Below are 16,236 nucleotides of genomic sequence, written 5' to 3'. Positions count from 1 at the left end.
CGATAGAATTGCCGTAGATTAGCTACGTGTGAATTATATATTTAGTAAAATTAAACATTAACTAATAGACCCACAGCGCAGGTTAAAAAGGATGTAGAAGTCTACAGGTAAACACCTGAACCTTCACCTCCGCCGATGCCTTTTAATATCATGCTCCAATGGGATGAAAACCAATAATAAAAAAGTTTTTCAATCTGGACGAAAAGTTGAACCACTACCGAAACGCACTTCGCTTATCAGTTTGCGGCTAACGGAAGAAGAAAAAGAAGCATGGGAACGATTAGCGGAGGAAGCGGGTTTGGGGAATAATTTATCAAAGTTTATCCGCTATTGCGTGGAGAATCGCCGCATTGCACCACCAGCACCAGCCATCAATTCGGATGCCTATACGGAATTAGGAAGAATCGGCAATAATATTAATCAAATTGCTTATGCTATCAATCGTGCTATCAAAATGGGAGAACCCGTTACCACCGACCCAATAGCAGAAATTGAAGCATTAAAACCATTGCTGCAAGAAGTTAAGCAAATGCTAATAGGTATGCCCAATCAATATAACCCGGATAAGAACTCGTGGCGCAAGTGAAATTGCAATCGGTTCGGCTATTAATTACAGTTGCATTTTGAATTGAAATGATTGGTAATATCACGAAGGGGAATGGTTTCTACGGTTGTGTTGCTTATGTCTTGGGTAAGGAAAACGCACAGATGATTAATAGTAATATGGCTTCAACCACGCCCACCGATTTAGCATGGGAATTTAGGAAATTCGCGCAGTTAAATCAACGTGTAGAAAAACCAGTGCTACACATATCATTAAGCCCCGCCCCCGATGATAGAATCCTTGACGAGTGGGAATTATGCATGATAGCCCAGGATTTACTTAAAGGATTGGAGTTATCGAACAATCAATTTATCTTGGTTCAACACAACGATGCGGAATATGAAGGAGAAGTTAGACCCCATATACATTTAGTAATTAACCGGGTATCAGTGAACGGCAAGTGCAACGACGATTACCTGGACTACTACCGCACCGAGAAATTATTACGTCAAATTGAGAAAACCTATAACTTAATTCCTCAACCTAGCAGTTGGGAAGTAGAAAAGAAGAAAGCATATCCCAAGCACGTAGAAAAAGCAGCGGGGGAATTAAATATAGTCGAGCGGTTGCAAAATGCGATTGAACGAGCAGCCGTAGATAAACCAGAGATGCCCGTATTTGTAGCACGGCTGTTAAAGGATAATATACAAGTTAGTTGTCAATTTACCCGTACTGGCAAGCTCAAGGGAATTAGCTATTGCATGGAGGGAGAAGCATTCAAGGGTGGGAATTTGGGCAAGTTATATACCCACGTTGGTATACGCGAACACTTGGGAGTCGGTTATCAGCAACATTATTCTGACCCAATTACCTCGTTGATGGAATCACATAAGCGCGGGCGTACAATTAATGATGAGTGGATAGAACATCTAAAAAGTTGGTGTAGGAATCAAGAATCGGATTCTAATATTGAATCGCTTGAAGTTGAATATAGTAATAATGAATCTGCCCCACAGCAAACCCAGTCAGTAGAAACAATACCAGTTCCCCTCTCTTCCATTCCTATTTCACCAATAAAGAGGGAAACTCAATCACCAACTACATCGGATGATGTTTACCCCGAAATAATTACGAATAACAATAACAATTCCAATTCTACAAACGAATCAATTACAGATAATACAAATGTAGTAAAACCACCACAAAAAGATTACATTAGCGTTGTACCGTCGATCGAAGAAGTATTCGGTACACCTCTAAGTAATAAAGCTAAAAAGCAATTAATTATTAATAAAGCTAAAAACAATAATAAAGTAACTAGCTTTCCTAATGATAATACGGACGCAGTAGCGCCACCGCAAAAAAGTTACGTCCTGGTTATGCCGTCGATTGAGTCCGTATTTCCCAGTCCCAAGGATAGCGAAGAAAAAGAACGGGAGAAGAATATTATACAAGCTGATACGGGTATTGAATCCCAGCCAATTAGTACACCAGAACCAGAAGTAATTGAGCCAGCCATAGAACCCGAAGCAACAAAATATGCCGTAATTATCGCGGGGTATATGGCTAATCAAAATACCCTTGAAATAAAAGGCGATACATTACACGCTACCTTAAGCTCTGATGCCACCATCTTGAAAGTACAAAGGTACGATAGCGGCGAAACAATATTATCTGGTTACTATTCGGCTTCTGGTGGTGGTTGGATTATTAAGAATTCTAAAGAATTTACCTCAGAAGAGAAAAAACGAATTCTTCAACTAAAAGAAATCCGGGACACGCAGGTACAGCAGCCCAATAAATCGGTTGAGGGGTTTGAGCAGTAAACGCCCTCCAGTGGGATTACCGGCGTAAAACAAGGAATACAGACGAGCCTTTATTTGATACAGGGAAGTGAAATGATTGGGACTACGTTTTTATCTCTCGCAGCCGATTTTTTACGGTTGAGCGCAAAATACGATAAGTAATTGAGCTTTCTGAGTGGAGCAACGCTTATTTTTTAGCAGTGACAACATCACCCCACCTTGCCGCTCAAAAGTTAATTAAAAAAATGGAACATAAGTTTTAATAATACGCCGGATAAGCGCCTCAACTATCCCATCCTTGGTAGAGGAATAAGAAGATAATTTCAATCTCAAACCAGTCCAAAAAATTAGATTTATATTTTAATAAGTGTAATAGTTACACCTTTATTACTCAGATAACCTCAATATTTTAATTGAGGACGGTAGCAGTGAAAATTGAGTAATATTCGATTTTACTCAGTCCTCATATTTCATATTAATATCCCTCTTGTCTTACTATAAGCGCCTTTGCGGGAGCTTGAAGAGTAAGATATTTATTAATTAAAATCGAGGTGCGGTAAGGAAAATGAAGGAAAACGAAGGTAAAATTACTCTTAAATTATGACTAAATTCCATTAGAAAAGCTAATAACTATCCTTCAAATACCTTGCAATTCCTGTATTATCCTTCATTCAATTATAAATATTAAAAACCCGCATTTATTATTATTTTGTTGCCCTCAACGGAGCCAACTGGAGCCAGTTTTTAGCGTAAAAACCTGCATTTTTAATCATAAAAATTCATAATTTGGCTCCAATTTTCATAAATTGTGTAGGTTACACAATTTATATTGGGTTAGCCATCCCCCAAAAATATCGTTCCTTTCTTCAAGCGGACAACCGCGCACCGTCGTTTTTTTACCGAATCACACCCCACTTGCGCCCTCGTCGTCCACCAGCATCCCGGCTACCGCACATCAATTTTGGGTTGTGTCGTATAAAATAGACGTACCCACTACGGGTTTCTGCCCTATGGGTCGCCTGCGGCGATTCCTTGCTGCGCTCGGAACAAAAACCCTGCGCGGGGTCTTGCAGACGGCTGGCATTGTCGGAAGGTAGGTAGACCTTCGTTAGCCAAGTTCGTTTTATCGGGTTTTGAGATATGGCATATGCGATCGCCAGACTTGCTAAACTCAAAAAAGCCAATCTCGGAGGCAGTGGAGCGCATACTTCTCGCAAAGCGGATACTCCCAATGCCGACCCCAATAAAAATAATATCAGGTTTATTGACAATTTTTATTCTGAGGAGAATTTAGAACAAATAGTTTTAAATAAAATTAGTCAGCACGAACAAAAGCGCAAGATACGCACCGACGCGGTGTACTGTGTAGAAATTCTGCTCACTGCATCTCCTGAATATTTCCGCCCAGAAGACCCGACTAATGGGGGATACTATGAAAAAGAACAACTTCAATCTTGGCTCGAAGCTTCCGAGCAATGGTTGAAGGAAAAATACGATGACCGTATTGTCAGAGCAGAATTGCATTTAGATGAAATGACTCCCCACATCCACGCTTATTTTGTACCGTTGGATGAGAAGGGGCAATTACGGTGCAATCATTTCTTTGATGGGCGACAGAAGATGAGGGCTTTCCAAGATTCGTATTATGATGCGGTAGAATACCTGGGGTTAGAACGCGGTATCAAGGGGAGTTTAGCAAAACACCAAGACATCAAAGATTTTTATCGGATTGTTGAAGAAGGATTTGGTTTAGAAGTCAATCAATTTAATACTCTTGCAGTGAAAGCCAAAGCTGCTGATAGGGAAAGGGCTATTGAAAAGAAATTGGAAATGGAAGCAACCGCCAAACGGTTAGCGCGGGACAACGAAGCGTTGCAAAAACGAATTACTGAGTTAGAACAATCTAATCAACAATTACGTTATCAACTTAATCGAACAGTTGACCATCTGCGAGATTTACCATTAGATGATGTAGCGTGGCACTTGGGATTAATTCACGAGAATATTGGTAGTGGTAGATGGAAGGGACACGGTTGCATTATTAATATTGATAACTCCAAGTTTTATGACTTTGCCCCTCTTAAAGATAAGGGTGGTGGTGGGGCGATTGATTTGGTAATGCACGTTAACGGCTGCAATTTTAAACAAGCTGTTGTTTGGTTAAATGACCGTTTTGGGGAAGAGGGGATGCAGCGAACTGTTACCCACCATGCCAGAATACGAGCTAGTGAACTTGTTGAAAAAGAACCAGCACCCCAATTTATAAAACCACAGGCTGATGAAAATCAGTGGGAAGAAGTATATAACTACCTTACGATAAAGCGAGGATTGCCCCCAACCTTAGTGAATGCCCTCTACGAACAAGGAATAGTTTATGCCTCGGAACATCAAAACGCCGTGTTCGCGATGCGTTCATTGGAAGAAGTGGATAAGATACGGCTCGAAGCCGCACGCCGGAGGCGCACGCAAAGTGCAAAAAATGCCTCTACTTCAACAGTTGGTGCGTTTTTACGGGGGACAAGAGGAGAAAATAATTCGTTTATGGGATATGCAATTGGCACAAAACGCAATCAAGGATGGTTTTACGTCGGTTGGGGTGGACAAGCAGATTCTCCAATTCAAAGAATAGTGTTGTGTAAATCTCCAATTGATGCATTGTCCTACTTAACTCTTGAATCTCAGGTAGTGAGAAAAGCGTCTATTCCAAAGACGATTTATTTAGCATTAGATAGTACCCGAAACCTACCAGTAGAATTAATCAAAGATATTCCGGAAGTTATAGCAGCTTACGATAAAGATTCTGCGGGTAATCAATTATCACGGGATATTCAAAAATTATTGCCACAGACTATCATAAAACAGCCCAATGCAACCGATTGGAATCAGCAGTTGTTGGAATTGAGACGGCGACAAATATTGAAACGTGAAGCCGAACAAAAGAATGATATTGGATTGGAGCGGTAGTGTTTTTAAAATTATCCGCTGGAAAAGTTAGTAATAATACGAACTATTGATTTAGGTCATATTATGGTGACGCACCCGTGACCGCTTCGCTAAAACGGCGGTGCTGCCCCCGCATTGAAATTCATCGGACAAGCAATATATTCGGAATCGGGGGCAGCACTACGCCCATTTTTCACGGGTGCTTTTAGCTGTGACGTGTGGAATGTGGGAAATAAAGAGTTGTAGCGTAAACACCACAACACTTAACACGGGGTTTTTCAGCGCTTGCGCTGAAATAGTACTTAGGTATTTTCAAGAAAGCAAGTAATAACGATAACCGAAGAAAGACCGAATATTAGTAAGACTACAAAAACGGACGCTATAAATAAATGATTCGAGTTTGCTTCTTCTATAGAAAATTTTTCACCGATTCAATCATACGAAACTAGTAATACGAGCTATTAAAACTGTCCGCTGGCGTAATATACTGGCGGCAAACTAGATAATAAATAAGGTAATAGATAATACTTAAACGCTTACAACCGTATTGACTATAGCGAGGGTTAAAAGAACTACTGTATAGAAACTTCAGTCTAATAAGACAAGTCAATGAAAGAAAATTTTCAACTATAAATATTTCGGATAATATAACTCTATCCTTTTATTTAATATCTTTATAAAGTCAACAACACGACAACTTTATACAATCTATCTTGCTGACATAATTGCGGCTATACGAGCTTTTAAAACTGACATATTCGTTTCATCAAAACTGAAACTAAAAACTATTAGCTTGTCCGATTTATGGCTATACTGACGTACATTATCCTCAAGTTTTTTTGAAACACAAATTAAAGAAGCCTGCTTCAAAAGTTGACGATTTTCCTTCAGGTAATCCCAATCTAGTTGTTGAAAATTTATGTGAGATATTCCAGACTGCTGTAACATCTTTTTCATATCTTCACTTTCAGTTTCTTCTTCACAAACAAGCAGTACTAAACTGTTACGAGGTAGAGAGGAAATATGAGTCAAAAGTTGTAAATCTGGTTTTATGTTAATGCCAATTACTTCTTTAGAGGGAGTAGCTATTTGAATAACGTCCCATAGATGTTGCGTTGTTGTAACTATTAAATCAGCAGTAGATAATTCCTTCAAAGCAGAAGGCTTTTCAGCCTTTAAATCTTCTAAACTAAGAAACTCTATATCTTGCTGTATTTCGGCTTGAATAGCTTCATATATTTCTACACTGTGCTGCAAACATTCTACAAATACTAACTTCAAAGGGGTAATAGTATGCTGATTTAACATAATAGCTTGTGCATAAGCAGCCCCAGCAAATTCAGATGGAGATAATTTCATCATTGTCGCAGTACTAAAGGCTTGTCCCAACAGATTATAAAATTGCTTATAATTAACAACATTTTTGACAGCCAAAGTATCGGCAACAAAAGTTCCTTTTCCTCTTTGAGCTATTAGATAATTGGATTCAATCAAATAGTTATAAACTGCTGCAATAGTGTTGTGATTTACGCCTAAATGCTTGGCTAGCTGAGTCACAGTTGGTAAAGCATCACCAGGATGTAATTCTCCTGTAGCAATTAGCAATTTAATTTGTTCGACAATTTGAGCATTAATCGTTATAGGTGCAGAATTGTCAACAATAATCGGGAGTACAAATGGCTCAGGTATTCTCATTAAGGTATGTAAAAATCTAATTAATCTTTTTTTATAATCATAGAATGAGTTAATGACTATAACAATAAAAAACGCGCAATCAACCTTATATTCCGTATAAACGAATGACAGCACTTGCTCTTATTAATATTAACTATTATTAAATTAATTATAATTGCACCTGTCAGACCTCCTTTAACTATAATAAATAGCTACAACTTGAGTGTATTGAGCATTTCAAACTATTTGTCGTCCTGTCAAATAATGTATCTTTTTAATAAACTTGTATTATACGTAACAAGAAACTTTTCACTTTAATGTAAATGGAAAAGTCATCTTCTCTCATTTAACTTTCTTATTAGAATCAATACTGGGAAAATATAATATTTTATTGCTAAGTACCTCCGGCAAGTTTTTCAAGCACTTTTCGTCTGTTATGTCACGAAACATCCAGAGTCTTGCCACATTTTTTGATTCTAAGTATTGAGGCAACGAATGACGTTCAAATATTCGACCATCCTTTAATTTTATGGTGTCATGAATCTCTAATTCTATATTTGTGTAAATTTCTTGAACCTCGGTGAGAAATTTGAGAGGATTATCAAGCTTCAATGCAGCAAAATCTAATGCTAGATTTTCATCTTGAGAGTTTACAATATATGAGGAAAAACCCCACATTTCTACAAATTTTCTATTTAAGCCTACAATCCTTCTATTATTACTACCAACCACAAGAATACCATTCGTATTAGATTGGATATTTCTCTTCCTTAAGTAATTCATAATTACTATTTATAAGTACAGCTACTTGTAATTAAGTATCTACTGAAAATTTATCATATTTTTATTTATTCGTTTTTATCAAACATTTACTATATAAGCTTTTGCGTGCCTTATGTAAAAAAAAACACATAGATATAGAATCTATAATTTATGCTTTTGTATTAGAATATTTTATGCTAGTTGACTAGTATTATGCCATCAATATAGTTTAGTGTAGAGATGAAAAAATAAAGCAAGCTAAGAAAATAAATGCAGCCGTCTTAAAAATTCGATGTTTTGGAGGAAGTGGACTTGTGCAGTAGTTGTTGAATTTAGCAGCCCTCATCTGAAGTCTTGACATACAAGACAGATGTTTCTCTCGAATTACTAGTCAAGGTTTTGAACCAAGGACAGTGAATATCAGCATCTATTTATACCATAGTCCCTAAAAATCTACTGGGGATACCATTTCTGCTGTTTTCTATGTGCAAAAAACTTCGTAAACATAAGTTACTCTCACTTGGAATGGGGGTAAATATTGTGGAACATCATCGGCAAATACTCGATATAAATACACAAGCAGTTTTTTTAACGCTAGATAACTTTAATTACCGTAGCTACCACGCAATCAAATAGTTTGACAATTGGTACTAAAAATGAAAGAAGTCCTTGCATTGATTCAAAAAAAGAAACTTGAATTTGCCCAGGTGCCGTTCATGAAGTTTCTGCAAGATAAGAGCATAGATCCAAGACAAAGGTTAGCTTGGGGTCCTGCATTTGCTCCTTTCGCAATGAGCTTTAAAGACTTTAACAGAAGTGTACTTCGTAAAGAGCCTGCGGATAGCTTACTACAAGAAATGATTAACCAGCACTCCTATGAAGATGGTCGCCATTGGGTGTGGTTTCTGCAAGACATGAAGGTAATGGGATACGACAATCCCATCAACTATACCGATACATTGAAATTCCTTTGGGGTGAAGAAACGCAAAAAGTACGTCAGATGGCTTATGACTTATTTGCCATATGTACTTTTGAAGAAGATATTTTGATGAAGTTGGTTGTGGTTGAGTCGATAGAAGCAACGGGAAATGTTGCTTTATTTGAGATTGCAGAAGTGGCAAAGGAACTTCAACAAATTACAAAGCAGCATCATCCTTATTTTGGTGAGTCTCATTATGCCAAGGAATCGGGTCACATTCAAGCAGAAATGGATGATGTGGAGCATTTCGTTGAAAGCATACAACTGACAGAAACGCAGAGGGAAAAAGCTTTTGTTTTAGTAGAAAAAGTGTTTGTAGATTTTACAGAGGCAATGAATGAGATGCTGGTGTTTGCCCAAAAGCATCCTTATGATAGACCGTTTATAACAACGAGCAATATTAAGCAATTAAGAACAGCAGCGCAAGTAATTTATTAATTAAAGCATCTGACCAATCCATAGAGAATGATTTAATGGTAGAAGAAACCATGAAAAGAATTTTGGTGATTGAAAATAAAACCTCAACTCGAAAGTTTTTTCTAAAGGAATTGAAAGCTAAAGGTTTTGACGCTATAGGTGCTAAAAACGGACAGATTGGTATCCAGAGGGTAAAGCAAGAGTTGCCCGATTTGATAATAAGTGAGATTGTAATGCCATCCCTTGATGGTTATAGTGTTTTAACCAAGCTGCGACAAATGGGAGCAACTGCTATTATTCCCTTTATTTTTCTTAGTGAGAAAGCGACTCAGGCTGATATCCGCAAAGGCATGAAATTGGGAGCGGATGACTATCTCACTAAACCCTGTACTATAGAAGAATTACTGGAAGCAGTTATAGCCCAACTAGAAAAACAAGCAGTCATCAAACAGTGGTACATTGCTCAGTTACAGCCTTTCAGAGAGTTACCGGAAGCCGAGAATGCTCTAGGGAGTAACGTCAAAACTCAGCAAGGCTCGGAAAGGCTCCCAGACAAAGCAGTGGTTGATTCCACAGCCTTGTCAATTTTTCCACCTGTCCCCCAGTTGAATGACATCTTCGACTTCATTGAAACTCATTATTACCAAGTAATTAGCTTAGATGACGTGGCACACTCAGTTGGTTACTCCCCAGCTTACTTAACCGATCTAGTGCGACGTAAGACAGGACAAAGCGTGTATCGCTGGATAACCAAGCGCAGGATGGTAGCAGCCTGCTCTCTACTCCTAGAAACCACTCACTCAATAGAATACATTGCCGAAGCGGTAGGGTATCGCCATGCATGGTGTTTCTTTAGGCAGTTTCGCAAGAGTTTTGGTATGACTCCTAGAGACTGGCGAAGCACTTATCATGGCTGTGTTGGGAAAACCTATGAGGATATAGCATAAGCGTTCTTTATACAAGTTACCAATAGTCAAAGTTACCCTATTAATGAAACTTCTAGATTTAATTGCATTTCAAGATTCCAGATACTACCCCGTTGATTAGTGGAACGTAATTTACAGTTAAGCGCGAACACTACCGAACTTTTAGCAATGACTACAAGAAATTACCAAAAACCAGTAAGAGTGTGATTTGTTTGATGCTTAGATGATTAACCTCGTACATTTAACCAAAGCTTACTTAAACTATTTCACAGACACGCAAAAAAATAATTTCCAAACCAGAAGAAATGAAAACTATAGATATTGGATTATTAATCTCAAGCGCTTTAGGAAGTCTCCTTCTTTCATTGACTTCAGCTACTGCTGCTACTTTAGTAGAACCAATTTTTACAAACGAGAGGGAAGATTTTCCTGATATACCACCGGGAGCGCTTTCAAATTTCCTACCATTTAACACAGCATTAACGTCTTTTTCTCCTAATGATACTGGGATAAACTTCTTAAATGAAACAGACTATACAATAAATAAATTTTCCCTACTCTTGGTTCCAAGAGATCCTGAGTTTGGGAATGATTTAGTATGGGGAGACGTAGATGGAGATGGCAAAATTGGCTTATCTAACATTTTTACAAATACTAATATCGCTCCTGACTTCACTGTCCCAGTTCTAAATGTCAATGCTCCAAGACTAGAGCTAACAAATGGAATAATTGAAGATGGTGAAAGCTTTGCACTTAGTTTTATTACTAATCGAGATTTAACACCTATAAATGGAGATGATTCACTTTTAATAGCATTTTTTTACGAGGGTTCCAAAACAGTCCCTGAACCCTCTAACGTCTTTGCTTTTGCTCTTACTATGGCACTAGGTTACTGGTTAAGAAAAAGGAAATTCACTATAAAATAATGCTCTTCCGATGAATAAATTAACACATGAGTATTTGGAACACTGGCACTCTCAAGGATTGTTGTTCTTCTTGTTGCCTCCTTATCGGGTTACGCGATAGGCGCAAAACTTCTGAGTGTGTGGATGAATCAGGAATCCATACACGTCCTTGAGGCATCTGAATGTACAAACAACGGCAATTTTAATTGCTGCGACGCGACATCAAGTAGTATCGTGATCTCTTTGCTCCTCAATATACTTTTCATATTGCTTCATTAGAAACATTTTGAAACGCCCACTTCTGAATCAACAGAGGGTAAGAGAAGACAACACCGCGCTCATTTGAGCAAACGCGGTACGCCTGGGAACTTAGGAGTTCAGTTGAATCTTTTCTTTTAAAATAACAATAATGGTGACTTTGCTGCCTCGTTGTGAATGGCGAGACTGTGCCAAAACGGGAAAATTGTACGCTAAGGAATTAACACAACTTCCGAAAGCCTCTTGATATAGAGCTTTCAACCATTCAAAATTTTATCTTTTTGGTTCTCAACGGACGCAAATTATCGAAACTGCTCGCCGACTTCAAATTCCAAATATAATCCCCAGTCAAATTGATATGTTCCCAACCCATAGGTGATAAATGTTGCAAGTATTCATCCGGTATATTCACACCTTCCGATTTCAACCAATTAACCGCATTCTCCAAGTACACCGTATTCCACAGCACAATTGCAGCAATTACTAAATTCAACCCACTTGCTCGTAAAGATTGGTCTTCAAAGGAACGGTCGCGTATCTCTCCCAGACGGTGAAAGAAAATCGCTCTAGCAAGGGAATGTTTCAATTCTCCTTTATTAAGTTCGTTTGTAGCTTTACGTCGTAGTTTTGGGCTTTGTAGCCAGTCCAAAGTGAACAAGGTTCTCTCAATCCTTCCCAATTCTCGTAAAGCAGTTGCCAGCTTATTTTGACGAGGATAAGACGCTAACTTTCTCATCATTAAAGATGCTGTAACCGTTCCCTTGGAAATGGAAGTAGCCAAACGCAGAATATCGTCCCAACAATCTTGAATCAATTTAACGTTAATTTTCTCGCCCAATAATGGTGACAATGGGGAGTCGGAATCTACACCCTCAAATACGTGCAGCTTCTTGGAACTCAAATCTCGCATCCGAGGAGAAAACCGGAACCCCAGTAAGTGGCAAATTGCAAACACCTGTTCGGTAAAACCATTGGTATCGGTAAAATGTTCTTCTATTTTTAAATCGGTTTCGTGATACAGTAAACCATCTAAAACGTGCGTAGCATCTCTGACAGTTGCATTAATCACTTTCGTATGAAACGGTGCATACTGGTCGGAAATATGAGTGTAAAAAACAACGCTTCTACCCGTACCATACTTGGCATTAATCTCTTCATTAATCGAGTTAAAGCCGCCAGCCTTAAACCTTTGACCATCGCTAGAAGAAGTTTTACCATCACCCCAATAAGAAGCGAAAGGAATTTCATGATGAAAATTTACTAAAAGAGCTAACGCTTTAGAGTAACTTTCGTCACGAATATACCAGTCAGATATCCATGCCAGACGCTCAAAAGTCAAACCGGGAGATGCTTCCGCCATCTTTACCAAACCCAAGTTTATCGCATCGGCAAGAATGCTACTGAACAAAGTAATTTTATCTGATACGAATTCTCCAGTTTGTAAATGAGTAAAATGTTTAGTAAAACCAGTCCAATTATCAACTTCAACGAGTAAATCAGTTAACTTAATTCGCGGTAATAAATCATAAACTCGGTTACGAAACTGTTTTGCACCTTCAAATATATTACTGGTAATAGGACTGATAGTTAATTTTCCATTTTCTATTACAACACCTGATAATTGCTTTTTAGCGATTAGATTAGATACCATTACAAACTGCTCAAATAATAGTTTTTGGCGCTGTTCAATATAAGTGGTAAAATCGGTTGTAATTGCAACTGGAATTTTATAATTATCTTTTAATTGCTGCCATTGTTCTTTGGGTAAAAGGTAATCTTCAAAATCCTTATATTGACGGGAGCCAGTTACAGAAATATCCCCAGAACGTAAGCCGTCTCGTAACGAACTTAAAGCACACATTTCGTAATAATGGCGGTCAATTTTATCGTTACAAAACACATATTTTGACCATTTAGGTTTGACAAAATCAACTGGTGCATCGTCGGGTACATTACGACGATTGGTTTCATTTAATGTTTTGATAACATTTAAAGCTTCTATAATAGAAGCAGACGGTCTACTGGCTTTAAATTCAAAAGTGGATAATAATTTAGGTGCATAACGACGTAACTGGGAATAACGTCTATCAAGTAAGTCAAAATAATCAAAACCCGCAGGACGTACCAATTCTTCCGCTTCTTCTACACTTTCGATAAACTCAGACCAACTGGTGGATTAATTCAATTGCTGCATAAGCATCTCCTTCACTCTCTCTTGCATCAATCAAAGCATTTCCTATATTTGCGTATAGGCGTACTTTTTCGTTTATCGCTTTACCATCTTGTTGAAATTTTTGATTCCGTTGATTTTCACTGCGACGGAATAATTTACCCATCATCTTATCGTGCATAGAAATTGCAGTATCGACCAATGATGCAGCCATTTCTAATAAAAAAGCGACGATTATTGCATACCTTCTACTTTCATCTAATCTCGCTATATGCGCGGGAGTATTTTTCTGCCCCAACCTTGTTAATTGTACCAAGCGGTTATGATGTACTTTTTGTAAACAAGAAGAATCTAAATTCAAATTGCGGATAAATTCTAACTTCTCTAATACTTTTAAAAAGTTCTTGGGATTTGGTACCCCTGGTGGTTGTCTTAACCAAACTAAAGGTGTACGATTTTTATCTGGATTTAAAACTAATAAGCCATCAATTTCTTTCTTCTGAAATGTAGTTAAATGTTTAGTAAGCGATAAATAGCATTGCTTTTGAGCGCGTCTTCGTGTTTCCCAAGCCAATCTTTCTACAGTAGACATGGCAGGAATTATTATCTTACAACGACGCATTTCTTCAATTAATGCTTCAACTAAAGCAATACCCTTATCCGTGCCAAAAGCTACCTGCATTAACCATTTGGAAAGTTTTTTATAATAAAATATATTCAAAGGAGAGTATTCAAAGACATATGATATTTTAGCTAAATGCTCTCTTCGAGTAGTATCTCGCAGCGCATAATTTTTAATTAATTTGGATTTAACATCCAATTGTAAAGCAATGTAAGATAAAACGGGTTTTGGAACTTTTTCTCCCAATTCCCATACCCGACCTGGAAATCTTAAATAACATAATTGTACTGCAAATCCTAAACGATTATGTGCGCGACGGCAGCTATTAATAGCTCTTAAATCGTCAGAATTGAAAGTATAATAACGAGCGATATCTCTAGTACTAATATCTGAAGGTATTTCTGTAAATTGTATTCGTTGTCCGGGAGATAATAATTCGCGGGTAGCCAAGAGATGAACCTGTATATTTGTTTTTTTTTGATTGATGGGAATAGAAAACGGGAGCGACAATTCGCTTTTTGTAGAAGAAAGCGGACAGGTGTCCATTTTTTACGTCAAAAACGACTTTACGTCTGCTTGTAAGATTGCCCACAATAGGGGCAAAACCTGAATTTTAAAGACATGATAGGTTCGTTACAGCTTCCACATCGGTCACGCAGATTCGTACCACAAGCAAAGCAATATTTTGAACGTAGCGAAGTCCACATTGGATCAAGCGTTGTTCCTGGTGTCCAACATTTGGGACAAAATTTGAGCGCAGTTATCGCTTCAACGGGCGTTTGTTTGACCACAGCATCAAGATATTCCTGGGGAATTCCCAACGCAGCCGCCAATCCTGATTTACCCTTCTGACTCAATCGGGAAGTTACTCCTGATTCAATTTTGCGTATGGTCTGGACGTGTATACCAGCTTTGATACTTAATTCTGACTGCGTTAAACACAGAGAATTTCGGACGCGCATAATATACCGTCCCAACGACTCGGATGGGCTTGGAGCCGCATCCGAAATAGATACATCCATAAAAGTATTATTCTCTTTGCAGTATTTAATATTAAATTAATATGTGTATAAAATTTCAGCTAATTTCAAATTTTTGTCTTAATTATGACTATAACTTTAGCAGCGTTAGCAACGCAGTTTTTAGACCGTGCGGAATTAACAAAGTCCACTATTCGCAGCTATGAGTCTGTTTTGATACCACTACTTAAGGATTATGGACATTGGTCAGTGGAAATTGTAGACCGAGATATGTTGGTTGAGTATTTGAACGCTTTGCAGCAAATCAAATTCACGACACATCACAAACACCAAGCTGTGATTACTGCACTGCTTAATTTTGCAGTTGAAAAAGGTCATCTTAAATCAAATCCGATTTCTAATTTGAAACGGCGCAAGCCGGACTTTGAGAAAGGAGAATGTGATTCAGATGAGGAAATACGTTATCTGACAACCCAAGAACTAAGTCTTTTGTACCGAGCAGTAAAATCAGATGCGCGGTTGAATGCTTTGGTGCATTTGCTACATAGTACTGGAGCGAGAATTGCAGAGATACTAGCGTTAAATTTGAAGGATTTAGATACTGAAAATAGGAAGTTTCAAGTGATTGGTAAAAGGAATAAGCAAAGGTGGTGTTTTTACAGTGAAACGGCAGAAATTTGTTTAAATAATTACTTAAAGTATTACAGGCATTCAAATATAAGTGCCTTGTTTACTGCCCAACAGCCTTTTAGCAAAGATGTTTCTCGTTTGTCTTATGCGACCGCACATAAATCTTTAGTGGGAGCAATCAATGGTATAGAAGAGTTAAAAGGAATTCGCTTCCACCATTTGAGACACACTTTCGCTACAGAACGAGTTGGTTTGATGGGTATTGATGAGCTACGTGCGCTTATGGGTCATTCTAGTATTCAAATGACTTTGCGCTACTCAAAAGTAACTTCTAAAAGAGCAGAAAAAGTAGCACAACAAGCGTTTCAGATGATTCCTAACTACAGTTAGTAAATAACCACTTTATGTCGAAAAGTAAATCAAAATCATATCTAGAAGTATATTTTACTTAAAATAGGTCAAAAGTATTAATATTACTCTTTACCTATAAACTGAGGAATATTACCCTCAATATTCATACTCCCCTATTTATACAAAAAACTATAAGTTAATGAATTCGGAATTAATTAATGCTCTAAATTAAATATTTATATGTCGCAATTAACACAAGCTTTAGAACG

The 16,236-nt window shown here is 37.8% G+C and carries 10 protein-coding genes and 1 pseudogene; 7 read left to right on the top strand and 4 right to left on the bottom strand.

Translation table 11 applies throughout. The annotated features are described in order from the left end of the window. Positions 1-163: 163 nt before the first annotated feature. The 3 genes from IQ247_RS14050 to mobV all read left to right on the top strand — a co-directional run bounded on the left by IQ247_RS14050 (position 164) and on the right by mobV (position 5,313). Positions 164-586: a plasmid mobilization protein gene (locus IQ247_RS14050; protein ID WP_193920936.1), complete on the top strand. Its 423-nt coding sequence runs from the start codon at positions 164-166 to the stop codon at positions 584-586. Between the two features lie 47 nt (positions 587-633). Next, positions 634-2,370: a relaxase/mobilization nuclease domain-containing protein gene (locus IQ247_RS14045; protein ID WP_193920934.1), complete on the top strand. Its 1,737-nt coding sequence runs from the start codon at positions 634-636 to the stop codon at positions 2,368-2,370. Positions 2,371-3,489: 1,119 nt separating this feature from the next. Then, positions 3,490-5,313 carry a MobV family relaxase gene (mobV, locus tag IQ247_RS14040; protein ID WP_193920932.1) on the top strand — a complete coding sequence of 608 codons (1,824 nt, stop codon included), beginning with the start codon at positions 3,490-3,492 and terminating at the stop codon, positions 5,311-5,313. 687 nt (positions 5,314-6,000) lie between these two features. Here mobV and IQ247_RS14035 read toward each other — a convergent pair. After that, positions 6,001-6,987: a GntR family transcriptional regulator gene (locus IQ247_RS14035; protein ID WP_193920930.1), complete on the bottom strand. Its 987-nt coding sequence runs from the start codon at positions 6,985-6,987 to the stop codon at positions 6,001-6,003. A 321-nt stretch (positions 6,988-7,308) separates the two neighbouring features. Continuing rightward, complete coding sequence (locus IQ247_RS14030) at positions 7,309-7,749, bottom strand: PAS domain-containing sensor histidine kinase family protein (protein ID WP_193920928.1); 441 nt, start codon at positions 7,747-7,749, stop codon at positions 7,309-7,311. Between the two features lie 635 nt (positions 7,750-8,384). Here IQ247_RS14030 and IQ247_RS14025 point away from each other — a divergent pair. The 3 genes from IQ247_RS14025 to IQ247_RS14015 all read left to right on the top strand — a co-directional run bounded on the left by IQ247_RS14025 (position 8,385) and on the right by IQ247_RS14015 (position 10,977). Continuing rightward, positions 8,385-9,146 (top strand): hypothetical protein, encoded by a 762-nt coding sequence (locus IQ247_RS14025; RefSeq protein ID WP_193920926.1) that lies wholly within the window; start codon positions 8,385-8,387, stop codon positions 9,144-9,146. Positions 9,147-9,181: 35 nt separating this feature from the next. Beyond that, positions 9,182-10,072 carry a response regulator transcription factor gene (locus IQ247_RS14020; protein WP_228059738.1) on the top strand — a complete coding sequence of 297 codons (891 nt, stop codon included), beginning with the start codon at positions 9,182-9,184 and terminating at the stop codon, positions 10,070-10,072. Positions 10,073-10,356: 284 nt separating this feature from the next. After that, the gene (locus tag IQ247_RS14015; RefSeq protein ID WP_193920924.1) at positions 10,357-10,977 is read left to right on the top strand and encodes a PEP-CTERM sorting domain-containing protein; all 621 of its coding nucleotides are present in this window, start codon (positions 10,357-10,359) and stop codon (positions 10,975-10,977) included. A 502-nt stretch (positions 10,978-11,479) separates the two neighbouring features. On the opposite strand, the pseudogene IQ247_RS33605 reads toward IQ247_RS14015, so the two are convergent. Both IQ247_RS33605 and IQ247_RS14005 read right to left on the bottom strand, forming a co-directional pair. Then, positions 11,480-14,456 (bottom strand): annotated as a pseudogene (locus tag IQ247_RS33605) (Tn3 family transposase). A gap of 116 nt (positions 14,457-14,572) precedes the next feature. Beyond that, on the bottom strand, positions 14,573-15,028 hold the full coding sequence (locus IQ247_RS14005) for a double zinc ribbon domain-containing protein (RefSeq protein WP_193920923.1): 456 nt from the start codon (positions 15,026-15,028) through the stop codon (positions 14,573-14,575). An 84-nt stretch (positions 15,029-15,112) separates the two neighbouring features. Between IQ247_RS14005 and IQ247_RS14000 the strand changes: the two genes are divergently transcribed. Next, complete coding sequence (locus IQ247_RS14000) at positions 15,113-16,006, top strand: tyrosine-type recombinase/integrase (RefSeq protein ID WP_193920921.1); 894 nt, start codon at positions 15,113-15,115, stop codon at positions 16,004-16,006. Positions 16,007-16,236: the final 230 nt, after the last annotated feature.

Source organism: Plectonema cf. radiosum LEGE 06105, from assembly GCF_015207665.1.
Lineage (GTDB): Bacteria > Cyanobacteriota > Cyanobacteriia > Cyanobacteriales > Nostocaceae > Rivularia > Rivularia radiosa_A.
The sequence above is the reverse complement of the archived record's forward strand: the minus strand, read 5'-3'. Positions and strand labels throughout refer to the sequence as shown.

Coding starts and splice junctions, on each gene's coding strand:
- IQ247_RS14025 (WP_193920926.1), top strand. CDS start 8,385: ATGAAAGAAGTCCTTGCATTGATTCAAAAAAAGAAACTTGAATTTGCC.
- IQ247_RS14035 (WP_193920930.1), bottom strand. CDS start 6,987: ATGAGAATACCTGAGCCATTTGTACTCCCGATTATTGTTGACAATTCT.
- IQ247_RS14045 (WP_193920934.1), top strand. CDS start 634: ATGATTGGTAATATCACGAAGGGGAATGGTTTCTACGGTTGTGTTGCT.
- IQ247_RS14000 (WP_193920921.1), top strand. CDS start 15,113: ATGACTATAACTTTAGCAGCGTTAGCAACGCAGTTTTTAGACCGTGCG.
- IQ247_RS14020 (WP_228059738.1), top strand. CDS start 9,182: ATGGTAGAAGAAACCATGAAAAGAATTTTGGTGATTGAAAATAAAACC.
- mobV (WP_193920932.1), top strand. CDS start 3,490: ATGGCATATGCGATCGCCAGACTTGCTAAACTCAAAAAAGCCAATCTC.
- IQ247_RS14005 (WP_193920923.1), bottom strand. CDS start 15,028: ATGGATGTATCTATTTCGGATGCGGCTCCAAGCCCATCCGAGTCGTTG.
- IQ247_RS14015 (WP_193920924.1), top strand. CDS start 10,357: ATGAAAACTATAGATATTGGATTATTAATCTCAAGCGCTTTAGGAAGT.
- IQ247_RS14050 (WP_193920936.1), top strand. CDS start 164: ATGAAAACCAATAATAAAAAAGTTTTTCAATCTGGACGAAAAGTTGAA.
- IQ247_RS14030 (WP_193920928.1), bottom strand. CDS start 7,749: ATGAATTACTTAAGGAAGAGAAATATCCAATCTAATACGAATGGTATT.